This window comes from Roseburia sp., from assembly GCF_041325975.1.
Lineage (GTDB): Bacteria > Bacillota > Clostridia > Lachnospirales > Lachnospiraceae > Roseburia > Roseburia rectibacter.
In genome coordinates, this window is sequence record NZ_JBGLEJ010000004.1 from 839,606 (window position 1) to 862,323 (window position 22,718).

Annotated in this window: 17 protein-coding genes and 1 pseudogene; 4 read left to right on the forward strand and 14 right to left on the reverse strand. The window is 41.2% G+C overall.

The genetic code is table 11. The features are described 5' to 3' along the window. Positions 1-96 precede the first annotated feature (96 nt). Positions 97-948, forward strand: a complete 852-nt coding sequence (locus ACDD58_RS07200) for a helix-turn-helix domain-containing protein (protein ID WP_118546973.1) — start codon at positions 97-99, stop codon at positions 946-948. A gap of 114 nt (positions 949-1,062) precedes the next feature. Here the strand turns inward: ACDD58_RS07200 and ACDD58_RS07205 are convergent, their stop codons facing one another. The 8 genes from ACDD58_RS07205 to ACDD58_RS07240 form a co-directional block, all read right to left on the reverse strand. Further along, positions 1,063-3,969 (reverse strand): DEAD/DEAH box helicase, encoded by a 2,907-nt coding sequence (locus ACDD58_RS07205; protein WP_370776653.1) that lies wholly within the window; start codon positions 3,967-3,969, stop codon positions 1,063-1,065. A 3-nt stretch (positions 3,970-3,972) separates the two neighbouring features. Next, positions 3,973-6,162: a DNA methyltransferase gene (locus ACDD58_RS07210; protein WP_370776656.1), complete on the reverse strand. Its 2,190-nt coding sequence runs from the start codon at positions 6,160-6,162 to the stop codon at positions 3,973-3,975. Positions 6,163-6,251: 89 nt separating this feature from the next. Then, positions 6,252-7,025 carry a radical SAM protein gene (locus ACDD58_RS07215; RefSeq protein ID WP_118546970.1) on the reverse strand — a complete coding sequence of 258 codons (774 nt, stop codon included), beginning with the start codon at positions 7,023-7,025 and terminating at the stop codon, positions 6,252-6,254. A 2-nt stretch (positions 7,026-7,027) separates the two neighbouring features. Continuing rightward, the gene (gene tcmP / locus ACDD58_RS07220; RefSeq protein ID WP_370776659.1) at positions 7,028-8,155 is read right to left on the reverse strand and encodes a three-Cys-motif partner protein TcmP; all 1,128 of its coding nucleotides are present in this window, start codon (positions 8,153-8,155) and stop codon (positions 7,028-7,030) included. Then, complete coding sequence (locus ACDD58_RS07225) at positions 8,133-8,369, reverse strand: helix-turn-helix transcriptional regulator (protein ID WP_118546968.1); 237 nt, start codon at positions 8,367-8,369, stop codon at positions 8,133-8,135. The genes tcmP and ACDD58_RS07225 overlap by 23 nt, the downstream gene beginning before the upstream one ends. A 695-nt stretch (positions 8,370-9,064) precedes the next feature. Further along, positions 9,065-10,816: a 23S rRNA (uracil(1939)-C(5))-methyltransferase RlmD gene (gene rlmD / locus ACDD58_RS07230; RefSeq protein ID WP_370776662.1), complete on the reverse strand. Its 1,752-nt coding sequence runs from the start codon at positions 10,814-10,816 to the stop codon at positions 9,065-9,067. Between the two features lie 2 nt (positions 10,817-10,818). Continuing rightward, a complete protein-coding gene (locus ACDD58_RS07235) occupies positions 10,819-11,769 on the reverse strand; it encodes a 3'-5' exoribonuclease YhaM family protein (RefSeq protein ID WP_015560103.1) in 951 nt (316 codons plus the stop codon). A 160-nt stretch (positions 11,770-11,929) separates the two neighbouring features. Continuing rightward, positions 11,930-13,333: a S1C family serine protease gene (locus ACDD58_RS07240; RefSeq protein WP_243102962.1), complete on the reverse strand. Its 1,404-nt coding sequence runs from the start codon at positions 13,331-13,333 to the stop codon at positions 11,930-11,932. Positions 13,334-13,672: 339 nt separating this feature from the next. Here ACDD58_RS07240 and ACDD58_RS07245 point away from each other — a divergent pair, with 339 nt between their 5' ends. The 3 genes from ACDD58_RS07245 to ACDD58_RS07255 all read left to right on the forward strand — a co-directional run bounded on the left by ACDD58_RS07245 (position 13,673) and on the right by ACDD58_RS07255 (position 18,359). Further along, positions 13,673-16,099, forward strand: a complete 2,427-nt coding sequence (locus ACDD58_RS07245) for an endonuclease MutS2 (protein ID WP_370776666.1) — start codon at positions 13,673-13,675, stop codon at positions 16,097-16,099. A gap of 122 nt (positions 16,100-16,221) precedes the next feature. Beyond that, positions 16,222-16,926 (forward strand): response regulator transcription factor, encoded by a 705-nt coding sequence (locus tag ACDD58_RS07250; protein ID WP_117920745.1) that lies wholly within the window; start codon positions 16,222-16,224, stop codon positions 16,924-16,926. Beyond that, on the forward strand, positions 16,923-18,359 hold the full coding sequence (locus ACDD58_RS07255; protein ID WP_370776669.1) for a sensor histidine kinase: 1,437 nt from the start codon (positions 16,923-16,925) through the stop codon (positions 18,357-18,359). Before ACDD58_RS07250 ends, ACDD58_RS07255 begins: the two co-directional genes overlap by 4 nt. Before the next feature lie 68 nt (positions 18,360-18,427). Here ACDD58_RS07255 and ACDD58_RS07260 read toward each other — a convergent pair whose 3' ends face one another. From ACDD58_RS07260 to ACDD58_RS07285, 6 genes and pseudogenes are all read right to left on the reverse strand, one after another. After that, a complete protein-coding gene (locus ACDD58_RS07260) occupies positions 18,428-18,922 on the reverse strand; it encodes a type III toxin-antitoxin system ToxN/AbiQ family toxin (protein ID WP_370776671.1) in 495 nt (164 codons plus the stop codon). 427 nt (positions 18,923-19,349) lie between these two features. Beyond that, positions 19,350-19,669 (reverse strand): annotated as a pseudogene (locus tag ACDD58_RS07265) (TfoX/Sxy family protein). Positions 19,670-19,672: 3 nt separating this feature from the next. Beyond that, positions 19,673-20,026 (reverse strand): TIGR04076 family protein, encoded by a 354-nt coding sequence (locus ACDD58_RS07270; RefSeq protein ID WP_118210189.1) that lies wholly within the window; start codon positions 20,024-20,026, stop codon positions 19,673-19,675. Positions 20,027-20,097: 71 nt separating this feature from the next. Continuing rightward, positions 20,098-20,634 carry a ClbS/DfsB family four-helix bundle protein gene (locus tag ACDD58_RS07275; protein WP_118489195.1) on the reverse strand — a complete coding sequence of 179 codons (537 nt, stop codon included), beginning with the start codon at positions 20,632-20,634 and terminating at the stop codon, positions 20,098-20,100. Positions 20,635-20,917: 283 nt separating this feature from the next. Then, complete coding sequence (locus ACDD58_RS07280; RefSeq protein WP_006857842.1) at positions 20,918-21,454, reverse strand: bL17 family ribosomal protein; 537 nt, start codon at positions 21,452-21,454, stop codon at positions 20,918-20,920. 290 nt (positions 21,455-21,744) lie between these two features. Further along, a complete protein-coding gene (locus tag ACDD58_RS07285; protein ID WP_006857843.1) occupies positions 21,745-22,704 on the reverse strand; it encodes a DNA-directed RNA polymerase subunit alpha in 960 nt (319 codons plus the stop codon). Positions 22,705-22,718 lie beyond the last annotated feature (14 nt).

Here is a 22,718-nt window from a genome sequence, read left to right on the forward strand (position 1 = left end):
TTCCAACATCCAAGACAAGACAGGAAAAGAATTTCTCTTTATCTCATGGCAATATCATGGTAATCTATCTGTATCTTTAAAAATGAGGAAGATGCTATGCATACAAAACTTACCATACCAGAAAGACTGAAAGATTTGAGAGTCTCAGAAAAAAGAATGTCGTTGCAAGAGTTATCCGATGCTACCGGTATCCCTAGCTCCACGCTTGGCAATTATGAAAAAGATGAAAACATAGATATGTCACTCGGTAATCTTATAACGCTTGCAAATTTTTACAACGTAAGCACAGATTACCTTCTTTGCCGGACAGAATTGCGGAAACATAAAAATCAGTCAGTATCTGATCTGCACCTAAATGACGATGCCATACAAATACTGACTGATAAAAAATATAACCCTCGATTATTATCTGAATTACTCACACATGAAAATTTCAAAAAATTCATGACTGACCTGGAAATCTATATTGATGGCTTTAACGATAAGGGAATTCAGATAGCGAATGCTTTTCTTGATGTGATGAGATGTAAATTAACAGAGCTTGGTGCCGATTCCACTGATACATTTGCAACTGTATTTGATAATTCACACATTGAGTCAGAGCAATATTATATGAATATTCTGTCAGACGACTTAAAGCCGATTGTCTCTGACCTGAGAAATGCGCATATGAAAGATAGTAATACTGCCAGCAACATTGACTATCAAAGCATGGTCAAAAATATCATTGATGACTTTACATCTCAAATACCTACTACCGCAGATGACGATGCAGAGTCATCAAATGATGCTTATATAAATGGTCTTTTGCTTCTTTTCTGCAAAAATCTGGAGATGAAAGTCTCTCAGCTTTCTATGGAAGAAAAACGAATATTAAAAGAAATATTTTCCCGTTCTAAGCCTGCAAAGGAGCATCGGAAGTTGAGAAGAAAGAATCCAAAATTGTAAACCTTTAAAACAAGCCACAGAGGATTTTGTCCAATGTGGCTTGCTATCTATAGTTGCTTTTTCGTAAGAAATCCATCTCCTAATGTTGCTTAGAAACAATAACCTCTGTTTTCCCTAGTTTATAAATTTCCCATCGGTATCAAAAATATGATCCAACTCATCATTTGTCATTACGTGCGACACCTTATCCCTAATGGCGCTTCTAGCCATATCCAGTCTCTTAAATCGCTCGTGCCCAGTTCCATCCTTTTCTTTTCGAATTAACTCAATACGACCTACGCCTGGATTTTGGCGGGCGTACTCAGCAAATCCTTTTGCCTTACCAAGATTATCAATTCTAGTTGGATCATGTGGTTCTAAAATATCAATGACATATTCACCATCATTATCCCTTCGCACAATCAAGAAATCGGGATAAGTCGGCTTTTGTTCTCCTCTCATCTCATATGGAATACACAACGACCACGCCTTTCTAGGCGGATTTCTCAACCAACATACATAATCAGGTTGTGCCTGCTCTTCCTTAAGCACACCCTCTTCCCAAGAATTCAGATTAATTCTGGCAACGCCCGAATCATCTACGAACAAATGATCTGTATATTCTTTTCCATTCACATCTCTCGGCTGTTGAATAATTTCCGGCAATCTGAAATTGTGCTTTGATATAATATCTCCATCCGAAACAATCGTATTGTATTGCTTGATAAAGCGTTCCTCCATATTGACCATTTTCCGGCGATATTTATCATTCAACTCATGGAACATCTTCTCAGCATAGGCCTGCAATTTTTCTGTACAATCATCATCCGCAGCATATAAAATCACATCAATCTTATATGCATTCGGATCATCCTCATCATAAAAATACCGACCATACTTATTAGCAACGCCTTCATTTCCGAGCTTACTTTCAGCCTTTCGGAACTGCCGGTCAATATCAGTATCCGTAGAAGACATAAAGTGATAGATGATATTATCATCAACACTCTGACCAAATGCATCAAAGATCTGTGTCTTCATCTCGAATTCCATGATCTGCTTTGCCATCTCATCATATTTTCCGGTTCTGCGAAGATCCATCGCATACTCACGAATCTGCTTAACAATTTCTTCCAGAACATCATCCTTGGCCTTCTCATATTTGCCAGATTGTACCAACAAACGAGCTAGCGCATAAAGGGAATTCAAATAATTGCTGATTTTTACGGAACGCACATCATAGGTCAAAAGACCAGAATCGTTGATTGCTTTCATGACGCCTTCTCGATCAATTGCCTCATTCTCTGATGAATTCACTTCAGTTCCATTAACCTCACAGAATTCTGATATGTTCGTTTGCATCTGTAAGCTATCTGCCACAGTAACACCACTTGAAGTAACTGTATTGTACACATACGTCGCCGATGTGTTCGCCCAATTATTGCTGCTTTTTGCAGTGCTTCTATTCATTTCATTGTTTGTAGCCGATTGCGTCTGCATCCCATTAGTTTCCACCTGACCACTCGGAACATAATGAGAATCTTCATGTAAAGCACTTGCATTCGAAATATTGTCATTCCCAGAGAACTGGAACATATTCATCTGTCCAGGAGTTTGCTGCGTCACATGATGTCTCTGCGTAGATGTTGTCCTCGGTCTTACCGATAAAGTATCCATTACTCTAGAATCCAACGATTCGCCATAGATATCCGCCGGAATGTCACCACCTTCTGCATCCTGAAGTGCCTGCACGACATCCTTTACTGTTCCTGCATCAAAATAAGGTAAGTACAAATGCACATCATTCAGCGTATCATCCACCTGAATATGCATCTGCATCGGTGTACGAATCATACGTCCCAGAAGCTGAGCGATATATGTAGCATCTGTTGCACGACGGAAGGACATCATTGTCTCTGCACGAGGGCAGTCCCATCCCGTTGACAGACTCTCTTTGAAAAATACAACCTTAATCCTCTTGTCTTCCGAAATTGCAGCCGGCTCTACATAGGGTACCGTCAAACCATTAACAATCAATGCCGCATTCGTCTGACCGAATGTATGAACCACTTCGCCTTCCTGGAATCGAATGTTGCAGCGTTCTTCTATCTTCTGAATGCAATCATTTAAATCTGTAGCGGACACGTTGTCGCCCGTACTGTTCTGTACCTGAATGACCAGAATCGGATTCACATAAGCATAGTGTTGTTCGAAGCAATACTGATACCAGTGCTCCCATTTATCCTTCCACTCATCTGCTGCCGCCTGCAATACTGCCATATCGCGGTTTCCAGAGTTTTCCTCCGGATATGAAATAACAATGCGATCCTTCAGAAGACCGGAAGCACGCACTTCATCTGTTGTAACCACGACAGGATAGGTCGTTGCTACGATTCCGGACACCAACACATTAAATCTGGCAATCGTTGCGGACATACCGATCACAACAGGCATCGGCTCTAGGCCATCGTCTGGGCTTCCTTTCAAGAATTTCTGCATGATAGTCGTCGCTCTTCCTGCCTCACGCCCCTGCATACCTCGATGTGCCTCATCAATGATTATATAAAGTCTGTCGCTCTTTTCTCTGGCAGTATTTGCCAATGTCTCCCAGATAGTATACTGCCTTTCGTCGCTGTGTTTTGTCAGATTAGAGTTCTTGCCCAGTTTCTGTGTGTTCAGGAAATAGATGTGTCCTTCGTCCAGCATCTCCTGATCAAAAGAATCATCGCTAATGGTCACACATTGTCCAAGCAAAATTCTATCTGCTTTTAAATCTATTTTATCCTTCGACTGCTCATTAAGTTGTGGAGAATCCGAAAGCCATACGAAAATTGCCTCCGGTTGTTCTTCATATTCCACACCACCAAAGAAAATTTCTTCAATCAGCGATGCCATGATGATAGTTTTACCAGCGCCGGTCGGTGCAGTAAAGGAAACCACTTGATTTGCATGTGTTCTCTGATATCCATGAATGGCTTCTCCAGCCATCAAACGGAGCTGTGACAATGCCTTCTTCTGAAATGGAAATAATTCTGCTTTCATCGCTTACCTCCTTGTGTTTATCCTGAAATTATCCAAGTAATCTCTGTAAAGCTGATAGGTCTCCTTATCTTTGTAGCCTTTAATCATCTCTCGATATCCCGAATCTGAATCCGTAACAAAGTAAATCGTCTGAATCTCCGGATACTTCTTTAGTTCTTCCTCGAAAATTGAAAACTGTTTTTCATCGATCAGAATAGCAAATTGATTCTCCGGCTGTATCATCATTACTGAGTCTGCATCTATCAGTGAGGGACATGAGCCACGAGCACCAGCCTTAAGCCACAGAACCGGAATGAGTTCTGCGAGTTGATTGCCCAAAGCAACAGCATTCTTATCGAGGAAACCAAGTTTGAAAAAAACTGCGTTGGTCTTAAAGCCATCCGAAAATTTCATATTTTCAAATTCTGGATACACAGCGGTTTTTGTCTTTTTATACACTTTCCCACGAATTTTTTTCCCTGTAGATGGATCCGTCACTTCACCATCAATTTCTAAATATGTTTCTAAATCACAACCATAATTTCCATGCAACGGGTTTCCGTCCACATCTATACCCTTTATTGAACAAACCGTCCTTGTCCAAGTTACATAATGAGCTATTCCTAATTTTTCCCATTCTCGATCTCCTGGATTATAACCCTTTTGAATCAAATTTCTAGCTTCCGTTTCTGACACTTCATTATTGGTAACCATAACGCATCTTCTGCTTCCGTTATCCACAGCATTTAAAAGATTTAACGCATGCAATGTAGTTCCCGAACCCGCAAAGAAGTCAATCACTAATGCTTCCTTTTTATCTGCCAAGTAAATATTTAAGGCATCAACCACGCTATATAATGACTTGGGAAAAGAAAATCTTTTGTCATTCCAAAATTTACCTATAAGCTTAGTTCCATACGCATTAGCATCATACTGATTTCCTTTCCATGCAGTAGGTCGTTGGTGTTCAGTTCCATCTGGAATCATAATTATTTTTGTTCCATCTTTTCTTTTCCCTGCAACTATATATTCGCCACTAAGTGCTTTCTGTATGCTAGGAATAGTAACATAGGTAAAATTATAAGGTTGATATTTATTATTGCTTTTTGTTACTCTTACGCAATCATTTTCAAGCGCATATCTCAAACTTTTTTCTGTCAACCCCCAATTCATATGTTTGCCGTCATCCCTTATCGGAAATACCGCAACTGCACCTTCAACCGTTTTGGAATCTGTAAGTGGTTGATCTGGCGTTAAAAAATCTCCGATTTCAACAATTTTTTCTGTTTTTTTGTCAACATATATAGGATAAAACTGTTGTGTTCCTCCCTTAATTGTTCCTCTGGCCGATTCGACATCACTTCGTCTTAAATACGGCCATCTAACTTCTTGATCACATTCTGCATTCTTTACTGAACATGTTTTTGCATTTCCCATATAAATCAATATGAGATATTCATCGACTTGAGAAAGCTTCCCCACTCTAGCCTTTCCTTTAGGATTAATAACCATATCGATAATCTGTATATAACATTCAGAAAATAATGATTCAAGCAATATTTTTAAATGACACAATTCGATGTCATCAATTGTTATCATCATGATAGAGTTCTCTGGATTCAGCAGTTTCTTAGCTAACTTAAGTCTTTTCTCCATCATCGACAGCCACTTGCTGTGTCTATATGCATCTGTTCCATCCACATAATCATTATTATATTTCCAATCCTTCGCACCAGTATTATAGGGTGGATCAATATAAATACAATCCACTTTGCCCGCATAGAGATACTCCAACAATTGCAGTGCATGATAATTATCTGCTTCAATTAAAGTGTGCCAGAGATTACTGTCCGGGGCATTACACACACTATCTATCGGTTTCAGATACGGATAAATCGGTTCACCAAACTGAGCCACGCATACCAACTCATTTACCGGAATTTCTTCCTTCTCCTGTGTTATTTTATGATAACACGTTGCTACATCATCCTTGATGAATGCCACCTCATACATGTCACTAACTGCTCCATTCTTCTTCGCAACCATAGAGCCGCTCTTGACTGGAATGTCATAGAGCGGTGTGCATTCCGGAAGATGTTCCTCGAACACCAATCCAAATTTTTTTGCCTTCGACAGTCTATTAATTTCTTGTTCCAGCCGAACCTTTAATGCCTCGTCCTGCACCTGCGCAAGTAAATCGTGTATTGCCGCCATGTTTCTTCCTCCTGTTTCTCCTGATTGCCAAAATATTCTCTGTCATCTTTTCTCTATCATCTCGAGTGTCCTCAAAATAGGACGCACTCTTATGTAATCGTCTTTTCCTTTATATGGTAAGCTATTTTATGATCTTCACAGAAGCGTATCACCTCTGCAGCTTTTTCATTATAAAATTTCTTATGTTCCGGATATCCGCTTGTAACTTTCCTTGAATAATTCGTCCTACCAAAGATAATCTTATCCACAAAGCTGACCGCTTCTAATATTTCTCTGAGATCCTGATTAATTAGATTCGGTGTCGGATAAGGTTCCATACTTACCCATGTTTTACAACCTTTTTCATGAAGTCTCCTTAAAGCACGCAATCTTTCCTCATATGGTGCGGCTCCTGGCTCTACTTTACTTCGATAGTTCTCATCTAGTGAAATTAATGTAATTCCATACTCATTTTGTTCCGAACATTCCGACAATACCTCCGGCAAGATTCCTTTCGTAAGAATCGTGCATTTGATACCAGCATGATTCAGCTTATTTATCGCAGCAAGACTCATCTGCTCAATCTGCGGATATTCATACATAAAAGGATCTGTTGTAAAACATAATTGAACAGACCTAATTTTATTTCGCAATCTCGGGATTTCCCTGTCTAAAAGTTCTAGGGTATTCGAAACCAAATATGGCTTCACCCATTCTTCATATGTCTTAACCTGCCCAAAACGCTTCTTCATGGAGAAGGCATAGCAAGGATACTTACATCCATGAGCACATCCCTGGACGAAGTTAATGGTATAATCCCCATACTCTACTCCCGTTTTGTAGAGCATCGATTTTCTTGTTATAAAGCCTTCTACATTTGGCATACTTAATAGCTCCTATCTGAAAAACTCATTGAACTGCGGGACGCTTTCATGTCAAAATCTCGTTTCAACACATCCTTTATTTTGTTTTTGTAATCTCTTGTTGGAAACACCGGATGTTCTCCCAAATAATTCCACACTTCATCGTTCGGCACATCAGACCGTCCTGAGAAATGTTCTTGTACATACTGGGCTGCATCTCTAAGATTATAGCAAGACTCATCCGCAGGCTCTCCAAATACAAAATTTCCATTTTCATCAAATCTCATTTGAATCGGATCATCAATGCTACCCGACTTCTTCATAGATGATTTGTCTCCGAATGTATGCCATGCTGTTGTTTTAAACAACTCAAATCCTTTGTAATGTCCTGTGCAGTGAATCAAATTATAGACTACTGCATTGTTGCTATTGAAGAAAGGAAAGCATGCAACATAATATTTATCGCCTCGTCCACTTCTCTCCCGAATAATTTTCTCAACAATCGCCTCATAAGCATTTCTATCACTACCCACATAAATAAGCTCATCAATAGGTGTTTTATATGTATTTTCATACTTTTTAATTACATCTGGTTTCTTTGCAACTTTTGCAGCACGAATCGTATCTGAAACCATATGATTGATGATTACTTCTCCCCAATTCTGAAGAAACGGCTCCACTGCATCCCATTCTATATGAGCATCATACGGATCATATACAAGCAAGAAATTCATATCCTTAAAGTTCGAGGCAATCTCATTTCCAATTTGTCGAAGCATAGTGTTCGCATCCATTGCTTCCGTGTATATGTGGAAATTGTTCGTTTGCTTCGGCAGACGTGTTGTAAGAAGGTCTATTTTCGCATCATTCCAATCATTAAAATACAAATATGCCTGTTTGTACGGGTACGTCTGCATAGCTTCCGCGATAATGTTCGAAACTCTGAGCGGTGTTCCCTCTATTTCCTCACCCTTGTCCGTCTTATACACACCGCTATTTGACATACAATCAATGTAGACTATTCCTTTACATTTTGTATTTTGCATCAAAATCTGAATCCACGCCTTGACATACTCCGATATCAATTCGAATTTTTTGATACTGTGCGGCGGTGCCTCGCTGATTACATCATTCTTCTTTGCACTTGCCATCTGTGCCACCTTCTTTCTGGATTAAATCCATGATATCTCCAATATTACATTCCAGTGCCTTACAAACTTTCATCAAAACTTCCATGCTCACTGTCTCTCCCTTAGAGAGTTTCGTAACAGAAGTCCAGCTGATTCCCGCCTTTGCCTGAAGATCCTTTTTCTTCATATCCTTATCAATAAGTAGTTTCCAAAGTTTTTTGTAACTTACTTCCATAATGCATTCCTCTCAGTCAATTCTCAGAGTCTTTATTTTATATCTATACTTTAAATGAATATTCCGGTCTTGGTGTCCGTGCTGTCCGGTGGTTAGGAAACCGATTGGCAATTATTTAGAATACAAGAAATCTCACCAATATAAAGCCGGCTAACGCCCCCCAAAGCGGCTCTGGGCTTGACATTGGCTCAATTTCTTATGAATGGTAGTTAAACCAATCAAAGGCGGTTTCCGTATCCGGAATGTAGGTTTCCACTGCGCCGGAATCACGGTTTCTTGATGCAAGAATATTCATTTAAAGCAACAATTTCATTATATCAACCAATCATTACCCATACAAGTAAAGTTCTCCATATTTACTGGAATTTTCACCATCAATATTTGAATAATCTCTGCTTACTATAGTATCAGTATATTTTGATTGCTTGTACCACAAAAGGCCACTCAATGCCACAAACAAATTTTATGTATTATATGTCATAAAATACTATTCATATATCACCTCATCCCATGATTAGATAAGCTAGATATTATTCATTTCAGTATTAATAATAATCTCAGTATTATTACCTTGTCCTTTGGACACTCCAAGCAACCAAAAAAGACATCTCTTGACCCGTAATAATTACGGTTTAGGAATGTCCTTTTTACGTTTTCCAACAGTAAGATATACACACGATGCTATTTATCCACAATCAAATCATTCCAAAATGTCTAAACGCCTGCATAATCGCATCTTCCTTCTCCGGTGTATGCTGTGGCTGTCTTGCATTCTCAGATTTAGGCAAATTAAAGTTCTCGCCGACATCCAATCCACACTTCTTCTTAATCTGTGCGATATACAGTGATGAAACCTTAAGTCCTGTCTGCTCCAATACATATGCCTTTATCTGCTCATATGTCGCTTTTCCTTTGAATTCAGATAAATCCATATCCTCCAGAGAGAAGTCCACCTTCACTTTTCTACTGTCGACCAGTCTCCGTTCCACTTCGGTCCGCGCTGAGCAAAGATCCACCGGACCTTTAGCGCCCTTGGAAAGTAAGACTACAGTCTCCACATGTGTAGTATTCCCAAACTGATCCACCGCCCGTACCCTGCAAAGCTCATATCCGCCCTCGCAGAGCACCTTAAGATCCCTCGCTAACGTCGCAGAATCACAGCTTACATACACGATCCGCTCCGGCTGCATCTTAAGCATTGTCTCAAGGCACACACTGTCACATCCCTTACGTGGCGGATCGACAACGATCACATCCGGATGCAGCATGTCGTTATCTGTGTTTTTCTTTTTTTCATAAAATGCCGGAAGTACTTCCTCCGCCTTCCCAACAAAAAACTCTGCATTATTGATTCCGTTTAATGCTGCATTGTTCTTTGCATCCTCGATTGCCTGCGGAACAATTTCCACGCCGTAAACTTTTCCTGCTTTCTGTGCTAAGAAAAGGGAGATCGTACCAATACCACAATACAGATCCCATACCGTTTCTTTGCCGGTCAGTCCGGCATAATCAAGGGCAAGGCTGTATAACTTTTCCGTCTGAACCGGATTGACCTGATAAAATGACTGCGGTGAAATATGGTATGCAACCGCAGTATCTGTCAGCGAAAAATCCTTTGTATCACGAAGATGGATCATATCTGTAATATATGGATCACCCCAGATACATTTTGTCACATCCCCAAGGATCACATTTGTTTTCTTTGTGTTCTGATTAATGGAAATGCTTTTCATTCCCCCGATAGCAGCCAGCTTATCGATCAGTTTTTCCACTTTTGGCAAAGTTGTTCCGTTGATAATCACACAGACCATGATCTCTTTTGTGGAAAACCCGTAGCGGATCAGAACATGACGAACCAGTCCTTTACCTATATTTTCATCGTAAGGCGCTACATGATATTCTTTCATATAGGAAAGAACCTCATTTAAAATGATCTGGTTCTCCTCCACCCCCAGCTTGCAGTCATTTACCGGAATGATACTATGGGTGCGCGCTGCATAAAAACCAGCAACCGGATCACCATCCTTGTCCGCACCGATCGGAAACTGTGCCTTGTTCCGGTAACGGTATGGCTCTTTCATTCCAACAACCGGCTCCATGATACGGTCAATAAATTCCGGTTCAAAACCACCGATGCGGATCAGATTTCCGCGCACTTTGTTCTGCTTAAATTCCAGCTGCTTTTCATAATCCAACGCCTGTATCTGACATCCGCCGCATCTCCTGTGAAGTTCACACTGTGGTGTCACACGAAATTTAGACGGCGATAAAATCTGCTCCACTCTCGCATAACCATAATTTTTCTTCATCTTTGTGATGCGGGCTTCGATCTCATCTCCAAGCACCGCATCTTTAACGAAAAAGGTCATGCCATCGTATTTTCCGATTCCTTCGCCGTCCACGCCCATATCTTCGATTTTCAGTTCTATGATATCATTTTTCTGCATAATTATAATTTCCCGGAGCGTCTGATATTGCTCTCAAGCAGACGGTTGTACCCCTGCCATTCCTGATTATTTTCCGGCACGTTGTTAAAGATTTCGCGCACCGTCTCCATCTTTGCATCGATATTATCCGCAAAACTGAGTGCCAATGCCTCCGGCAGCGCCGGTTTTTTCGGTGAACCAAACTCTAACTCGCCGTGATGTGCTAAAATACAGTGCTTTAACTCGCTTGCCAGTCCCTTTGGAAAATCCGGGATCGTGCGGATCCTGTCACCGACCATCTCGGTTCCGATAATAATATGTCCTAAAAGCTGACCGTCATCCGTGTAATCATTTTCCGGGAATGTGGAAAGCTCCTCTAATTTTCCGATATCATGGAAAATAGCTGCCGTGATCAAAAGATCGCGGTTTAACATCGGATAACAGCCTGCAAAATAATCACAGTGCTTTGCCACACTTAAGCTGTGCTCAAGCAGACCACCGACAAATCCGTGGTGCACAGTCTTTGCAGCAGAGTGGAATTTAAAGCGTTTTTCAAAATCTGCATCTTCCACAAAAAAGCTCTCTAACAGCTTCTTTAAATGCACTTCTTTGATGCTCGCAATCAGGCCTTTTAACTCCTCATACATCTGGTCGATATCCTTATCGCTGACCGGAAGGTAATCTTTTGGATCATACTCCCCTTCCTGCACCTTGCGGACGCGCTTTACATTCAGCTGTAAATTGCCCTGAAAGCTGGTGATATCACCCATTACGGCTATGTAATCCAGTGAATCGAACTCGTCGATTCCAACAGAACCAGGCTCCCAGATCTTCGCATCCAGTGTGCCCGTTTTGTCCTGTAAGATCAATGTATCATAAGGTTTTCCTGCCTTTGTCAGTGCAGACTGTTTTACTTTACATAGATAGATTTCATTAATTCGCTCGCCCTCTCTGAGGCTCTCAATATACTTCATACTACTCCTTATTCCTGCTTTTATTTTCTAAAATTATTATGCCTGTATCCGCATTTCTGCTTCTAAAACGCATACCGGTGTCCACATTTCTGTTTCTGACATGCATGGCCGCATCCGCATTTCTGCTTCTAAAATACATGCCTGTATCTGGTTCACATCTCTATGGCAGCACACTGACTTCTACCGTGCAGGTGATTTCCGTATAACCTTCCGGTCCCTGCCGCTCAATCTTCACTTCCACCGTATCTTCCGGCTTTAACGAAAGCAGTTTTTTCTCATAATTTTCTGCCGTAAGAATCTCATCCCCGTCAATCTCCGTAATGACATCCCCGCTCTGAAGTCCAGCAGCCATTGCCGGTGAATCCATACATACATCCTTGATATATGCACCTTTCGGTATCTCATATTCACGTTCGATCGCTGCTGTAACCGTTGTCACTTCAAGCCCAAAGTAAGGGATATCCTGTCCGTTTGACAGCATCTCAATCAATGCTTTTAACTCGGAAATAGAGATCGCTGTCAGCGTATTTTCATCCCCCGCACTGCTGTATCCCTGCATCACGATTCCAATGATCTCGCCATCTACATTGACAAGTGCTCCGCTTCCGTTGCTGCTTCCTACAATATCTGTCGTAAACACACTGTAATTATGATCTATCGTAGAAATACTGTTCGTGGTGGATGTAATATTTCCAGTCAGGATTGAATAATTGGTTCCAAGCGGACTTCCGATCGCGATCGCGATCGTTCCCTGCGTAACAGTCAGTGAATTTCCAAGAACTGCAACTGCGATCGCATTCTTTGTACTTTCGGTAAGTTCTGACGCCTTTACGCTTAACACAGCTATCCCTGTATTGCCATCGTATTTTTTCATTTCAGCTTTCACGACAGCATCATTAATAAATGTGACATAGATTTCCTGTGCATCCGCAATCGCCTTGCGTTCTGTTAAAACCAGCAGTTCCCTGCCATTTTCCGCTACAATGATACCGGAGGCCTGCCCCTTACTCTCATATGGGTTATTAAACCAGTCGGTATCGCTCTTCACACCGGTTACCGTCACGATAAACTTGTTTGCTTCTTTTCCAACCGCATACAATTTATTCTGAAGTTTCTGAAAATCGGCAAGTTCAAGTTCCTGCATTTCATTGTTTGGAACATCCCCAGTGTTATGTTCCGTTTCCGGTTCATCCGTCTGCTCCTGCTGACTGTTTCCCGCTTCTTCTGTCTCCTGCTGCCCGTTTTCCGGCTCTTTATTTTCTCCCTGCTGTCCGTTATTCTCTGTGTCCTTTTGCTCTGTCGATTCCTGCGTATCGTCCTGTCCGCTTTCTTCCGTTTCTGTCACATCATCCTTCGGAATCGTAACGACAGGCTTCTCCTCCGGGTAAAACCAGTTTGAAAACTCCGGCTGCAATAAACTAAACACCAGTGCTGCCACCGTACCAAAAATAACGGCAAGCACTACGGTAAACAATGCTTTTTTTATAAGACGTTTTTTATTCAACGGCTTCTCCTTGATCTGCTCATTAATAAAAGAAAAGCCACCCTTCTCTTTCTCCTGCATGATTTTCCCTTCCTTAACAAAAATGAAAACCGCACCTTATTTATTATAGTTTGAATCACATACGCTTGCAACACTATTTTTGCATTTCCGGCTTTCCTTCCCCCAATTAATGGGATATAATGTGAATAAGCAATGAGCAGTGCCAAATGAGGGAAAAATAAAAAAAGACTGCTTGCAGGCTCTTTTTTGTTTTTTTCTCATTTGATAGGGCGAATGCCCGTCAGCCCGGAAAATCTCTGATTTTTCGGGCTGGCACTGCGGACTAAAGTCGAACACACATATCCGTCAGCATACTGCCACTACAAACTAAATTTTCAACCACAAGGAATTATAAATCTTATGAATGAAAAAGTTTTAAAAACATTAGAATATAATAAAATCATTGCCCGCTTAGCGGAGCACGCCTCAAGTGAGGATGCAAAGAAACGTTGTCTCTCCCTCACACCGGGCACAGACATCAATGAGATCAATCTTTTACAGTTACAGACCAAAGATGCCCTAAACCGTCTCTTTAAAGGCGGGCGCATCTCTTTTTCCGGTGTACACGACATCCGAGACTCCCTGAAACGTTTAGAGATCGGTGCATCCTTAAGCATCACGGAGCTTTTGCGCGTCTGCTCTCTCCTTGAGGCAGCCAAACGTGCAAAAGCATTTTCCCGCGCCAGCATCGGACATACCGGACCGGACCGCCCTGTTTCAGCAGATGAGACAGACGAACTTCCGGTTGATTCCCTGACCGGATTTTTTGACCAGATCGAACCACTCACACCATTATGTGACGAGATCCGCCGCTGCATCTTATCGGAGGACGAAATCGCAGACGATGCCAGCAGCACACTCCGTTCCATCCGTAAATCCATGCGTGGCATGAACGATAAGATCCGTGCACAGATGAACTCGATGATCAACAATACAACTACACGCAGTTATTTGCAGGATGCCGTCATTACGATGCGTGACGGCCGCTATTGTCTGCCGGTCAAGGCAGAAGCAAAATCACAGGTTCCGGGTATGGTGCACGACCAGTCATCTTCCGGTTCCACACTCTTTATCGAACCGCTCGCTGTTGTAAACTTAAACAACGAATATAAAGCTCTTCTTATGAAAGAAAAAGAAGAAATCGAAGTCATTCTCGCCAACTTAAGCAACTTAACGGCAGGATACTCCATGCAGCTTCATACTGACTACAATGTGCTCACCGAACTTGATTTTATTTTTGCAAAAGCAGCTTTCGCTCAGACTTACAACGGTGTTGCTCCGACTTTCAATACCGACGGACGTATCAACATCAAAAAAGGGCGTCATCCGCTGCTCGACGCCAAAAAAGTTGTACCGATCGATGTACGTCTCGGAGAAGATTTTACGCTTCTGATCATTACCGGACCAAACACCGGTGGTAAAACTGTCTCCTTAAAAACAGTCGGTCTTCTGACATTGATGGGGCAGGCAGGACTTCATATTCCGGCTTCCGAGCGTTCGGAACTCGGAATCTTTGAGGAAGTGTTTGCTGATATCGGAGATGAGCAGAGTATTGAACAGTCTTTAAGTACTTTCTCCTCCCATATGACAAATATCACACGCATTTTAAGTCAGGTAAATGACCGTTCCCTCGTGCTTTTCGATGAGCTTTGTGCCGGAACCGATCCAACGGAAGGTGCAGCACTTGCAATTTCTATTTTGTCAAAATTAAAACTATACGGTGCACGTGTCATGGCAACCACACACTACAGTGAATTAAAAGTATTTGCCTTGCAGACTTCCGGTGTAGAAAATGCCTGCTGTGAATTTGACGTGGAATCTTTAAGCCCGACTTACCGTCTTTTAATCGGTATTCCTGGAAAGAGTAATGCATTTGCGATTTCCACGAAACTCGGTCTGGGTGAGGATATCATCGAGGATGCCAAAGGACGGATCAGCGAAAATGATATGAATTTCGAGGATCTTTTAGCAGATCTTGAAAAGAGCCGCATCACGATTGAAAAAGAACAGCTTGAGATCAACCAGTATAAAGAAGAAATCCAGAAATTAAAAGAACAGCTTGAACAGAAACAGGAACGTTTAGACGCAAGCCGTGACAAGATCCTGCGCGAGGCAAACGAGCAGGCTTACAATATCATCAAAGAAGCAAAAGACCTTGCCGATGAAACGATCCGTAATTTCAATAAATACGGCACCGCACATGCCCCGGTCAGCGAAATGGAAAAAGAGCGCACTAAACTGCGCGATAAGATGAACAATGCACAGAAAAAAATGTCTGACCAGAAAAAGAATGCTGCGCCAAACCATAAAGTTCCCAAAAAACTCCGCATTGGCGACCGCGTGAAAGTCATCAGCATGAATCTAAACGGAACCGTTCACTCCCTGCCAAACGCAAAGGGTGACCTTTATGTACAGATGGGTATTTTACGTTCTCTTGTCAACATCAATGACCTGATCCTGTTAGAGGAAGAAACTTCCCCGACCAGCAAAAAATACGGTCGTACCAGTGCCGGCAAGATCAAAATGAGCAAGTCTGCATCCGTCTCCACAGAGATCAACCTGATCGGCAAGACCACAGACGAAGCGATCGCTCTTTTAGATAAATACTTGGATGATGCCTACCTTGCGCACATTCCGTCCGTGCGTATCGTCCACGGAAAAGGAACCGGTGCACTGCGCAACGCCGTACAGGCACATTTAAAACGTTTAAAATATGTGAAATCATTCCACCTCGGAGAGTATGGCGAAGGTGATGCCGGCGTAACAATTGCCGAATTCAAAGACTGATTTCAGACAAAAAGTAATTTCAGTAAGACAGATTTTATCTGATCCCATGCACAAAGCACTGCCGAAGCAATACCATTTCGTCTGATTTACAAACAGAATAACAACTAACAGGAGGTAATTTTATGGCAGCAAAACAAAAAATACTGATCGTCGATGATGATAATAATATTGCAGAACTGATCTCTCTTTATCTTACGAAAGAGTGTTTTGATACAAAAATTGTAAATGACGGTGAAGAAGCCTTAAAAGCATTCGAACAGTACAATCCGAACCTGATCCTTCTTGATCTGATGCTTCCGGGCATCGACGGCTATCAGGTATGCCGCGAAGTCCGTGCAAAAGCAAACGTGCCGATCATCATGCTCTCCGCAAAGGGTGAGATTTTTGATAAAGTACTCGGTCTTGAACTTGGAGCAGATGATTATATCATGAAGCCGTTCGATTCCAAAGAACTTGTTGCCCGCGTCAAAGCCGTTTTGCGCCGTTACCAGCCGGTCAAAATTGAAGAACCTGCTCCTGAATTAAAATGTGTAAAATACCCGGATCTGATCGTCAACTTATCCAACTACTCTGTTATTTATAAGGACAATCCGATCGACATGCCGCCAAAGGAATTAGAGCTTTTATATTTCCTTGCATCCTCGCCAAATCAGGTATTTACCAGAGAACAGCTTCTCGACCATATCTGGGGCTATGAATACATCGGCGACACCCGCACCGTGGATGTCCATGTAAAACGCCTCCGTGAGAAAATAAAGGACAATGACAGCTGGAGTCTCTCGACTGTCTGGGGAATCGGTTATAAGTTCGAGGTTAAAAATATATGAAACGAACACTCTACCCGAAGCTGCTCGGCGGCTATCTGATCTATGGACTGATCTGTTTTATTATTATTTCAACCTTTGGTTACCATATTACTTTTAACTTCTTAGAGCGCCGGGATGCCTCGACGCTCTATCGGGAGTCTGCGCTGATTTCCTCCAATTATGCAGAGAATTATTTCAAACGTTCCACAACATTAGAAGAAATGAAAACGCAGCTCTCCACTTTAAGCACTTACCTCTCCAGTGAGATCTGGATCATTGATAAGCAGGGACAGATTCTTTTAAATACAGCTTCTGCCACCTCTCCGGCAGAAAATACAGAACCGGAAGTGATCCCCGATTTTGACGTGACTGATTTTGGAAATAAATATTACCGCACCGGAAACTTTTACGGTCATTTTGACTCAGAAACATTAAGTGTGTTTTCACCGATCACTGTAAATTACAAAGTACGAGGCTATGTGATCATACATAAACCTGTCAGCTCCATCGTCAATTTATCCAACCTGCTGACCAATCTTTCCTATCAGACGTTTGCACTTTTATTTCTGGCAGCGTTTGTTGTTTTAGCACTCTTTACCTGGATCGTCTATATCCCGATCCGCAAAATTGCCAAAGGCGCCAATGAATATGCCGCCGGAAATTTTGAGGCAAAGATCGATGTCCACTCCAATGATGAGATCGGTTATCTTGCTGCCTCGCTCAACTATATGGCAAATGAATTAAACACCCTTGAGGAGGATCAGCGAAAATTTGTCTCCAATGTCTCACATGACTTCCGCTCTCCGCTGACCTCGATCAAAGGCTACGTAGAAGCAATGCTTGACGGAACAATCCCGGTTGAAATGCAGGATAAATATTTAAACATCATCCTTTTTGAGACAGAACGTTTGAACAAACTGACAAAAAGCCTTCTGGAATTAAACAAATTCGGCTCACACGGTGTTATGTTAGACATCACCAGTTTTGATATCAATCACACAATCCGCATGACCGTACAGACCGTTGAGGGAACCTGTATGGAAAAACATATCAGTTTTAACCTGATCTTAAGCGGTGAGACACTGTTTGTCTCTGCTGATTTCAGCAAAATTCAGCAGGTGCTTTATAACCTGATCGACAATGCACTCAAATTCAGCCATGCAAATTCATCGATCACGATCGAGACGACCGAAAAAAATGAAAAGGTCTTTGTTTCCGTCAAAGACACCGGAATTGGTATTCCAAAAGACAGTATCAAGAAAATCTGGGAGCGTTTCTATAAAACCGATCTTTCCCGTGGGAAAGACAAGAAAGGAACCGGTCTTGGTCTTTCCATTGTAAAAGAGATTATCCAGGCTCACGGAGAAAACATCAACTGTATCAGTACCGAGGGTGTTGGTACGGAGTTTATCTTTACACTGCCGTTAGCGAAAGAACAGGAGGAGCATGCCTGATGGCATGCTCCTTTACATAACGTGATTATTAAAATTCACCTTTTCCTTTTCTCTTTATTTCATTAACCTTACTTTTGATATTCAGCACACAATCTTTCTAATAATTTAAAATCACAACTGTTATTTACAATACTTGGATTTACTTTATTTATGACTTTGGAGTAAGTTTGTTTTGCTTTATTTCTTATGCGAATTTCATTCTCATTACAAAATTTCCACTCTAGATTTAACAAAATTTTATTAGGATCATCCGCTATTATTCTTTCCTTTATACATTCATCTGGAACTGGAAACATATAGTTAAACCGCAGTGCCCCTTTTACTTTGTTATAGCGTTCAGATTCAATGTTTATCAATATATTATCCGGTTTTTGCATTTTGTAAGATGATACCGGGACATAATATTTATATTCATGAACATCCAAAACTACTCCACATGTAAACTTAGGCAAATTTCCCGGATATTCTATATTCGGAACCTTAGTAAAGCCCCTCTCGTTCATTTCTTCTTTTTGTAAGTATTTAACGTAATCTTTATCTATGTCGTAAAATGATAATGCCATTCTTTCTCCCAAAAAACAATATTGTCATACATCAACATAAACTGTCTCATTATTATGAACTATGAGGATTACGTTTTACTCGTCTATCATATTATCACAGTGGTTCTATGTCAGTACTTGTCAAATCTTCACACCCCAACACTCGATTAATTTTTTTCATGACTCATAAACTAAATAAGAGATGGCAAGCCATCTCTTATTTATCCATTATAGTTCGCTCTCAAAAGTGGCGAAGCACTCTAACATTATAACTCGCTCTTAAAAAGTGGCGAAGCACTCCAACATATATAATTCGCTCTCAAAAAGTGGCGAAGCACTCCAATATTATAGAATAACTATCTTTACAACAATTATTCTCTATGTTTATAGTATGATAGATTTCATTAATTGTCAATTAGTTTTTGTACTACATCTTTATTTTACCTTCCTACTTCTTTTTCTTCCCTTTCGCTTCCGGCAGCTCCCCATACATCGCAACGAACAATCCCTGCAAAAACTCTTTATCATCCACCTCGTCTACCAGCAGCGTTCTTTTGCTCCCTCATACGGCAGTTCGTAGGAGGCTTCCCACAGATAGGAAAGTGCCGCTTTTACCGGCTTTACCAACAGCCTGTCATCATAGATACCACCAACGATTTTACCGCAGTAATAAATAATAAATTCGTCCATCATAGCCCGGTATGAGATTTCTTCCAACTCCGCTAACTGTCCTAAAATAAATTGTAAATATTCCTTACTTGATGCCATATCCTACTGCTCCTTCCAAAATCCACCCTTATGGAAGTTTTCATTTCCTAACGGTGTTGCCGTCAGTCGGAACATCACACATCCGTCCGGACACACGATATCTTTCACATATCTGCTGCTTCCGCCAAGATTCTCAAGATCTCCGCCACTTCTAACCGCCTCCATGAGTGGATAAAGCATCATCATTGTTTTTGAGCAGATTCCCTGACCATCTTTATTGACCGGACATCCATAGGTGCAGGTATATTGATCCCCAACCTCTTCCCCATTTCTGCAATAATGTTCTGTGTGATCTCCTCGTAAAAACCCTGTAACTTCTATTTCAAATTCATATTCTTCATTGTACCATTTTTTCATAGCTGGTCTCCTCTAAGTAATTTATTGCAACGGGGCAGCGAAAATCTCAAATTGGTATGCAGGCACATTTCTTATCCAACCCGCTTTTTATGTGCTTTCATTTTCTTCATCGCCCAATCATAATGACTGCTTGTATTACTGATAAAATAATTTCCAATACAGCTTCCGCCCACCCATGGATAATAAGTCCTGGTAAAAAGTTCTTCCTGTGAAAACGTATCTAATGCCTCCATCACTCTTTTGTGTGAATCCTTAAACCGTTCGAGTGCCTCTTCTTCGGAAATATTCTGACAGCGCCGAAAGAATACCATATTCATATCACCATACGTTTTCCAGTTATATCCTTCCAGCAGGAATGGCTTATTGCTGCCGTTTTCACGGTTTTTGACCCATTCTAAAAGCAGCAGATGCCACTCATTCAGATGCATCAGTACGTCTCTTAAATTTCTATCACGTCTCCAGTGTGCTTCCTTTTTCTTTTCATCATCCAGAAAATCATACGGTGCACTTTTCTCCGCTTCTGTTCTCCGTTCAATCATAGAAAGCAGTTTCTCATAATTTGTGTTTGCAGCCTCTATTAACTCCTGTTTATTTTTCGGTCTTGCCATTTTCAATCCCTCCATTTTAGCACGGCAGCTATATATCATGTTTAGCATAACATCTTTCAACACATATGAACAGACTTCGACCAGAAACTTCGTATGAAACAAATTTTCTTATTTTCATACAACGGCACAAAACAGCCTCGGCTTAGTGCAATTTTCCACTCAAAAAACTGAAAACCACCTTTTGATATCCAAACCTATCTACAACATACAAAAAAGCCAGCCCAGTCTGCATCATCTGCAGCCTGGACTGGCTTTTTTCACGTTCTCATATTTTGGATAGTGATTATACTAACTCAAGTAATACCTCTAAAGCGCCATCACCTTTACGCTGACCGATCTTTACGATTCTTGTGTAACCACCGTTACGGTCTGCATATTTCGGAGCGATCTCATCGAATAATTTAGCAACAAGATCAACTTCTTTGGTGTTTTTCTTTCTTCCGGCAGCTTCAGTCGGAACTTCTTTTACGGTGTAAAGAACTTTTAACATCTCTCTACGAGCATGAAGACGGGATGGCTTATCTTTCTTGATAGTCTTCTCAACTTCATCGTATACAGTAACTTTCTTACCGTCTACAACTTCTTTTACTCTCTTACCGTCTTTATCTTTGCGGGCAACTTTTGCTTTTACAGTAACTTCTTCGTAGTTGTCTTTCTCTTTTACTGCTAAAGCAATGATTCCCTCAGCGATTTTACGAACCTCTTTTGCTTTTGCTTCTGTGGTAACGATCTTACCATTGTTTAATAATGCTGTTACCTGACCTCTTAATAAAGCTTTTCTCTGGCTAGAGGTTCTGCTTAATTTACGATACTTTGCCATTTTTAATATCCTCCATTTTGTGGAACATCCGGCCACGCGCTTTGGACTTACTTACCGGACGCCATATTCTTGTTTCGGAGTGGTTCTGTGATACCGCACAGTGCCATTCCAAGTGCCACTCATGATCCGTGTGTCAGAATCTCGTCTGCCTCATCCCTCTGACTGTCTCTGACGCATTTCCTCGTCAGGCATATCAGAGCAACAAATGCATACACTCTGCACACCAGACATACTCCATGCCGCATGGTCTTACTGTTTCTGCCTGTATCGGGGAATGTAAAGCGCTCGCTTTACTCCTCTCCCTGGTTTAACTGAAGTCCTAACTCTTTTAATTTAGCAAGAACTTCCTCTAATGATTTACGTCCTAAGTTACGAACCTTCATCATATCTTCCGGTGTTCTGTTTGTCAGTTCTTCGACTGTGTTAATGCCGGCTCTCTTCAAACAGTTATAAGAACGAACGGAAAGCTCAAGTTCATCGATATTCATCTCAAGAACTTTCTCTTTTGCATTGTCCTCTTTCTCGATCATGACATCAGCCTGCTGAGCAGCTTCGGAAAGATCGATGAAAAGACTTAAATGCTCGCTTAAAACCTTAGCAGCTAAGCTGACAGCCTCATCTGGCTCTAAGGTACCGTTTGTATAAACGTCCAAAGTAAGCTTATCATAGTCTGTAATCTGACCAACACGGGTATTTTCAATCAAAAGATTTACTCTTTCTACCGGTGTATAGATAGAGTCGATGGCAATAACGCCGATCGGAATATCCTCTGTCTTATTCTTGTCTGCACTTACATAGCCTCTGCCGTTTGTAATGGTAAGCTCCATGTAAAGCTTGCAGTCAGGTCCGCCATTTAAATTGGCAATTACCAGATCCGGATTTAAAATCTGAATATCAGAATCAACCTGGATATCTGCTGCTGTGACTACACCTTCGCCCTCGAATTCAATGTAAGCAACTTTAGGTTCATTTGTAGAGCTGTTATTTCTGATGGCAAGATTTTTGATATTCATAATAATCTCAGTTACATCTTCCTTAACACCAGGAATGGAACTGAATTCATGTAAAACACCGTCGATCTTAACCTGGCTTACAGCAGCACCCGGTAAAGAAGAAAGCATGATTCTTCTTAAAGAATTACCAAGTGTCGTACCATAGCCTCTTTCCAAAGGTTCTACAACAAACTTTCCGTACTTCTTGTCTTCTGAAATTTCTGCGATTTCAATTTTTGGTTTTTGAAAATCGAACACTACAAAGTCCCTCC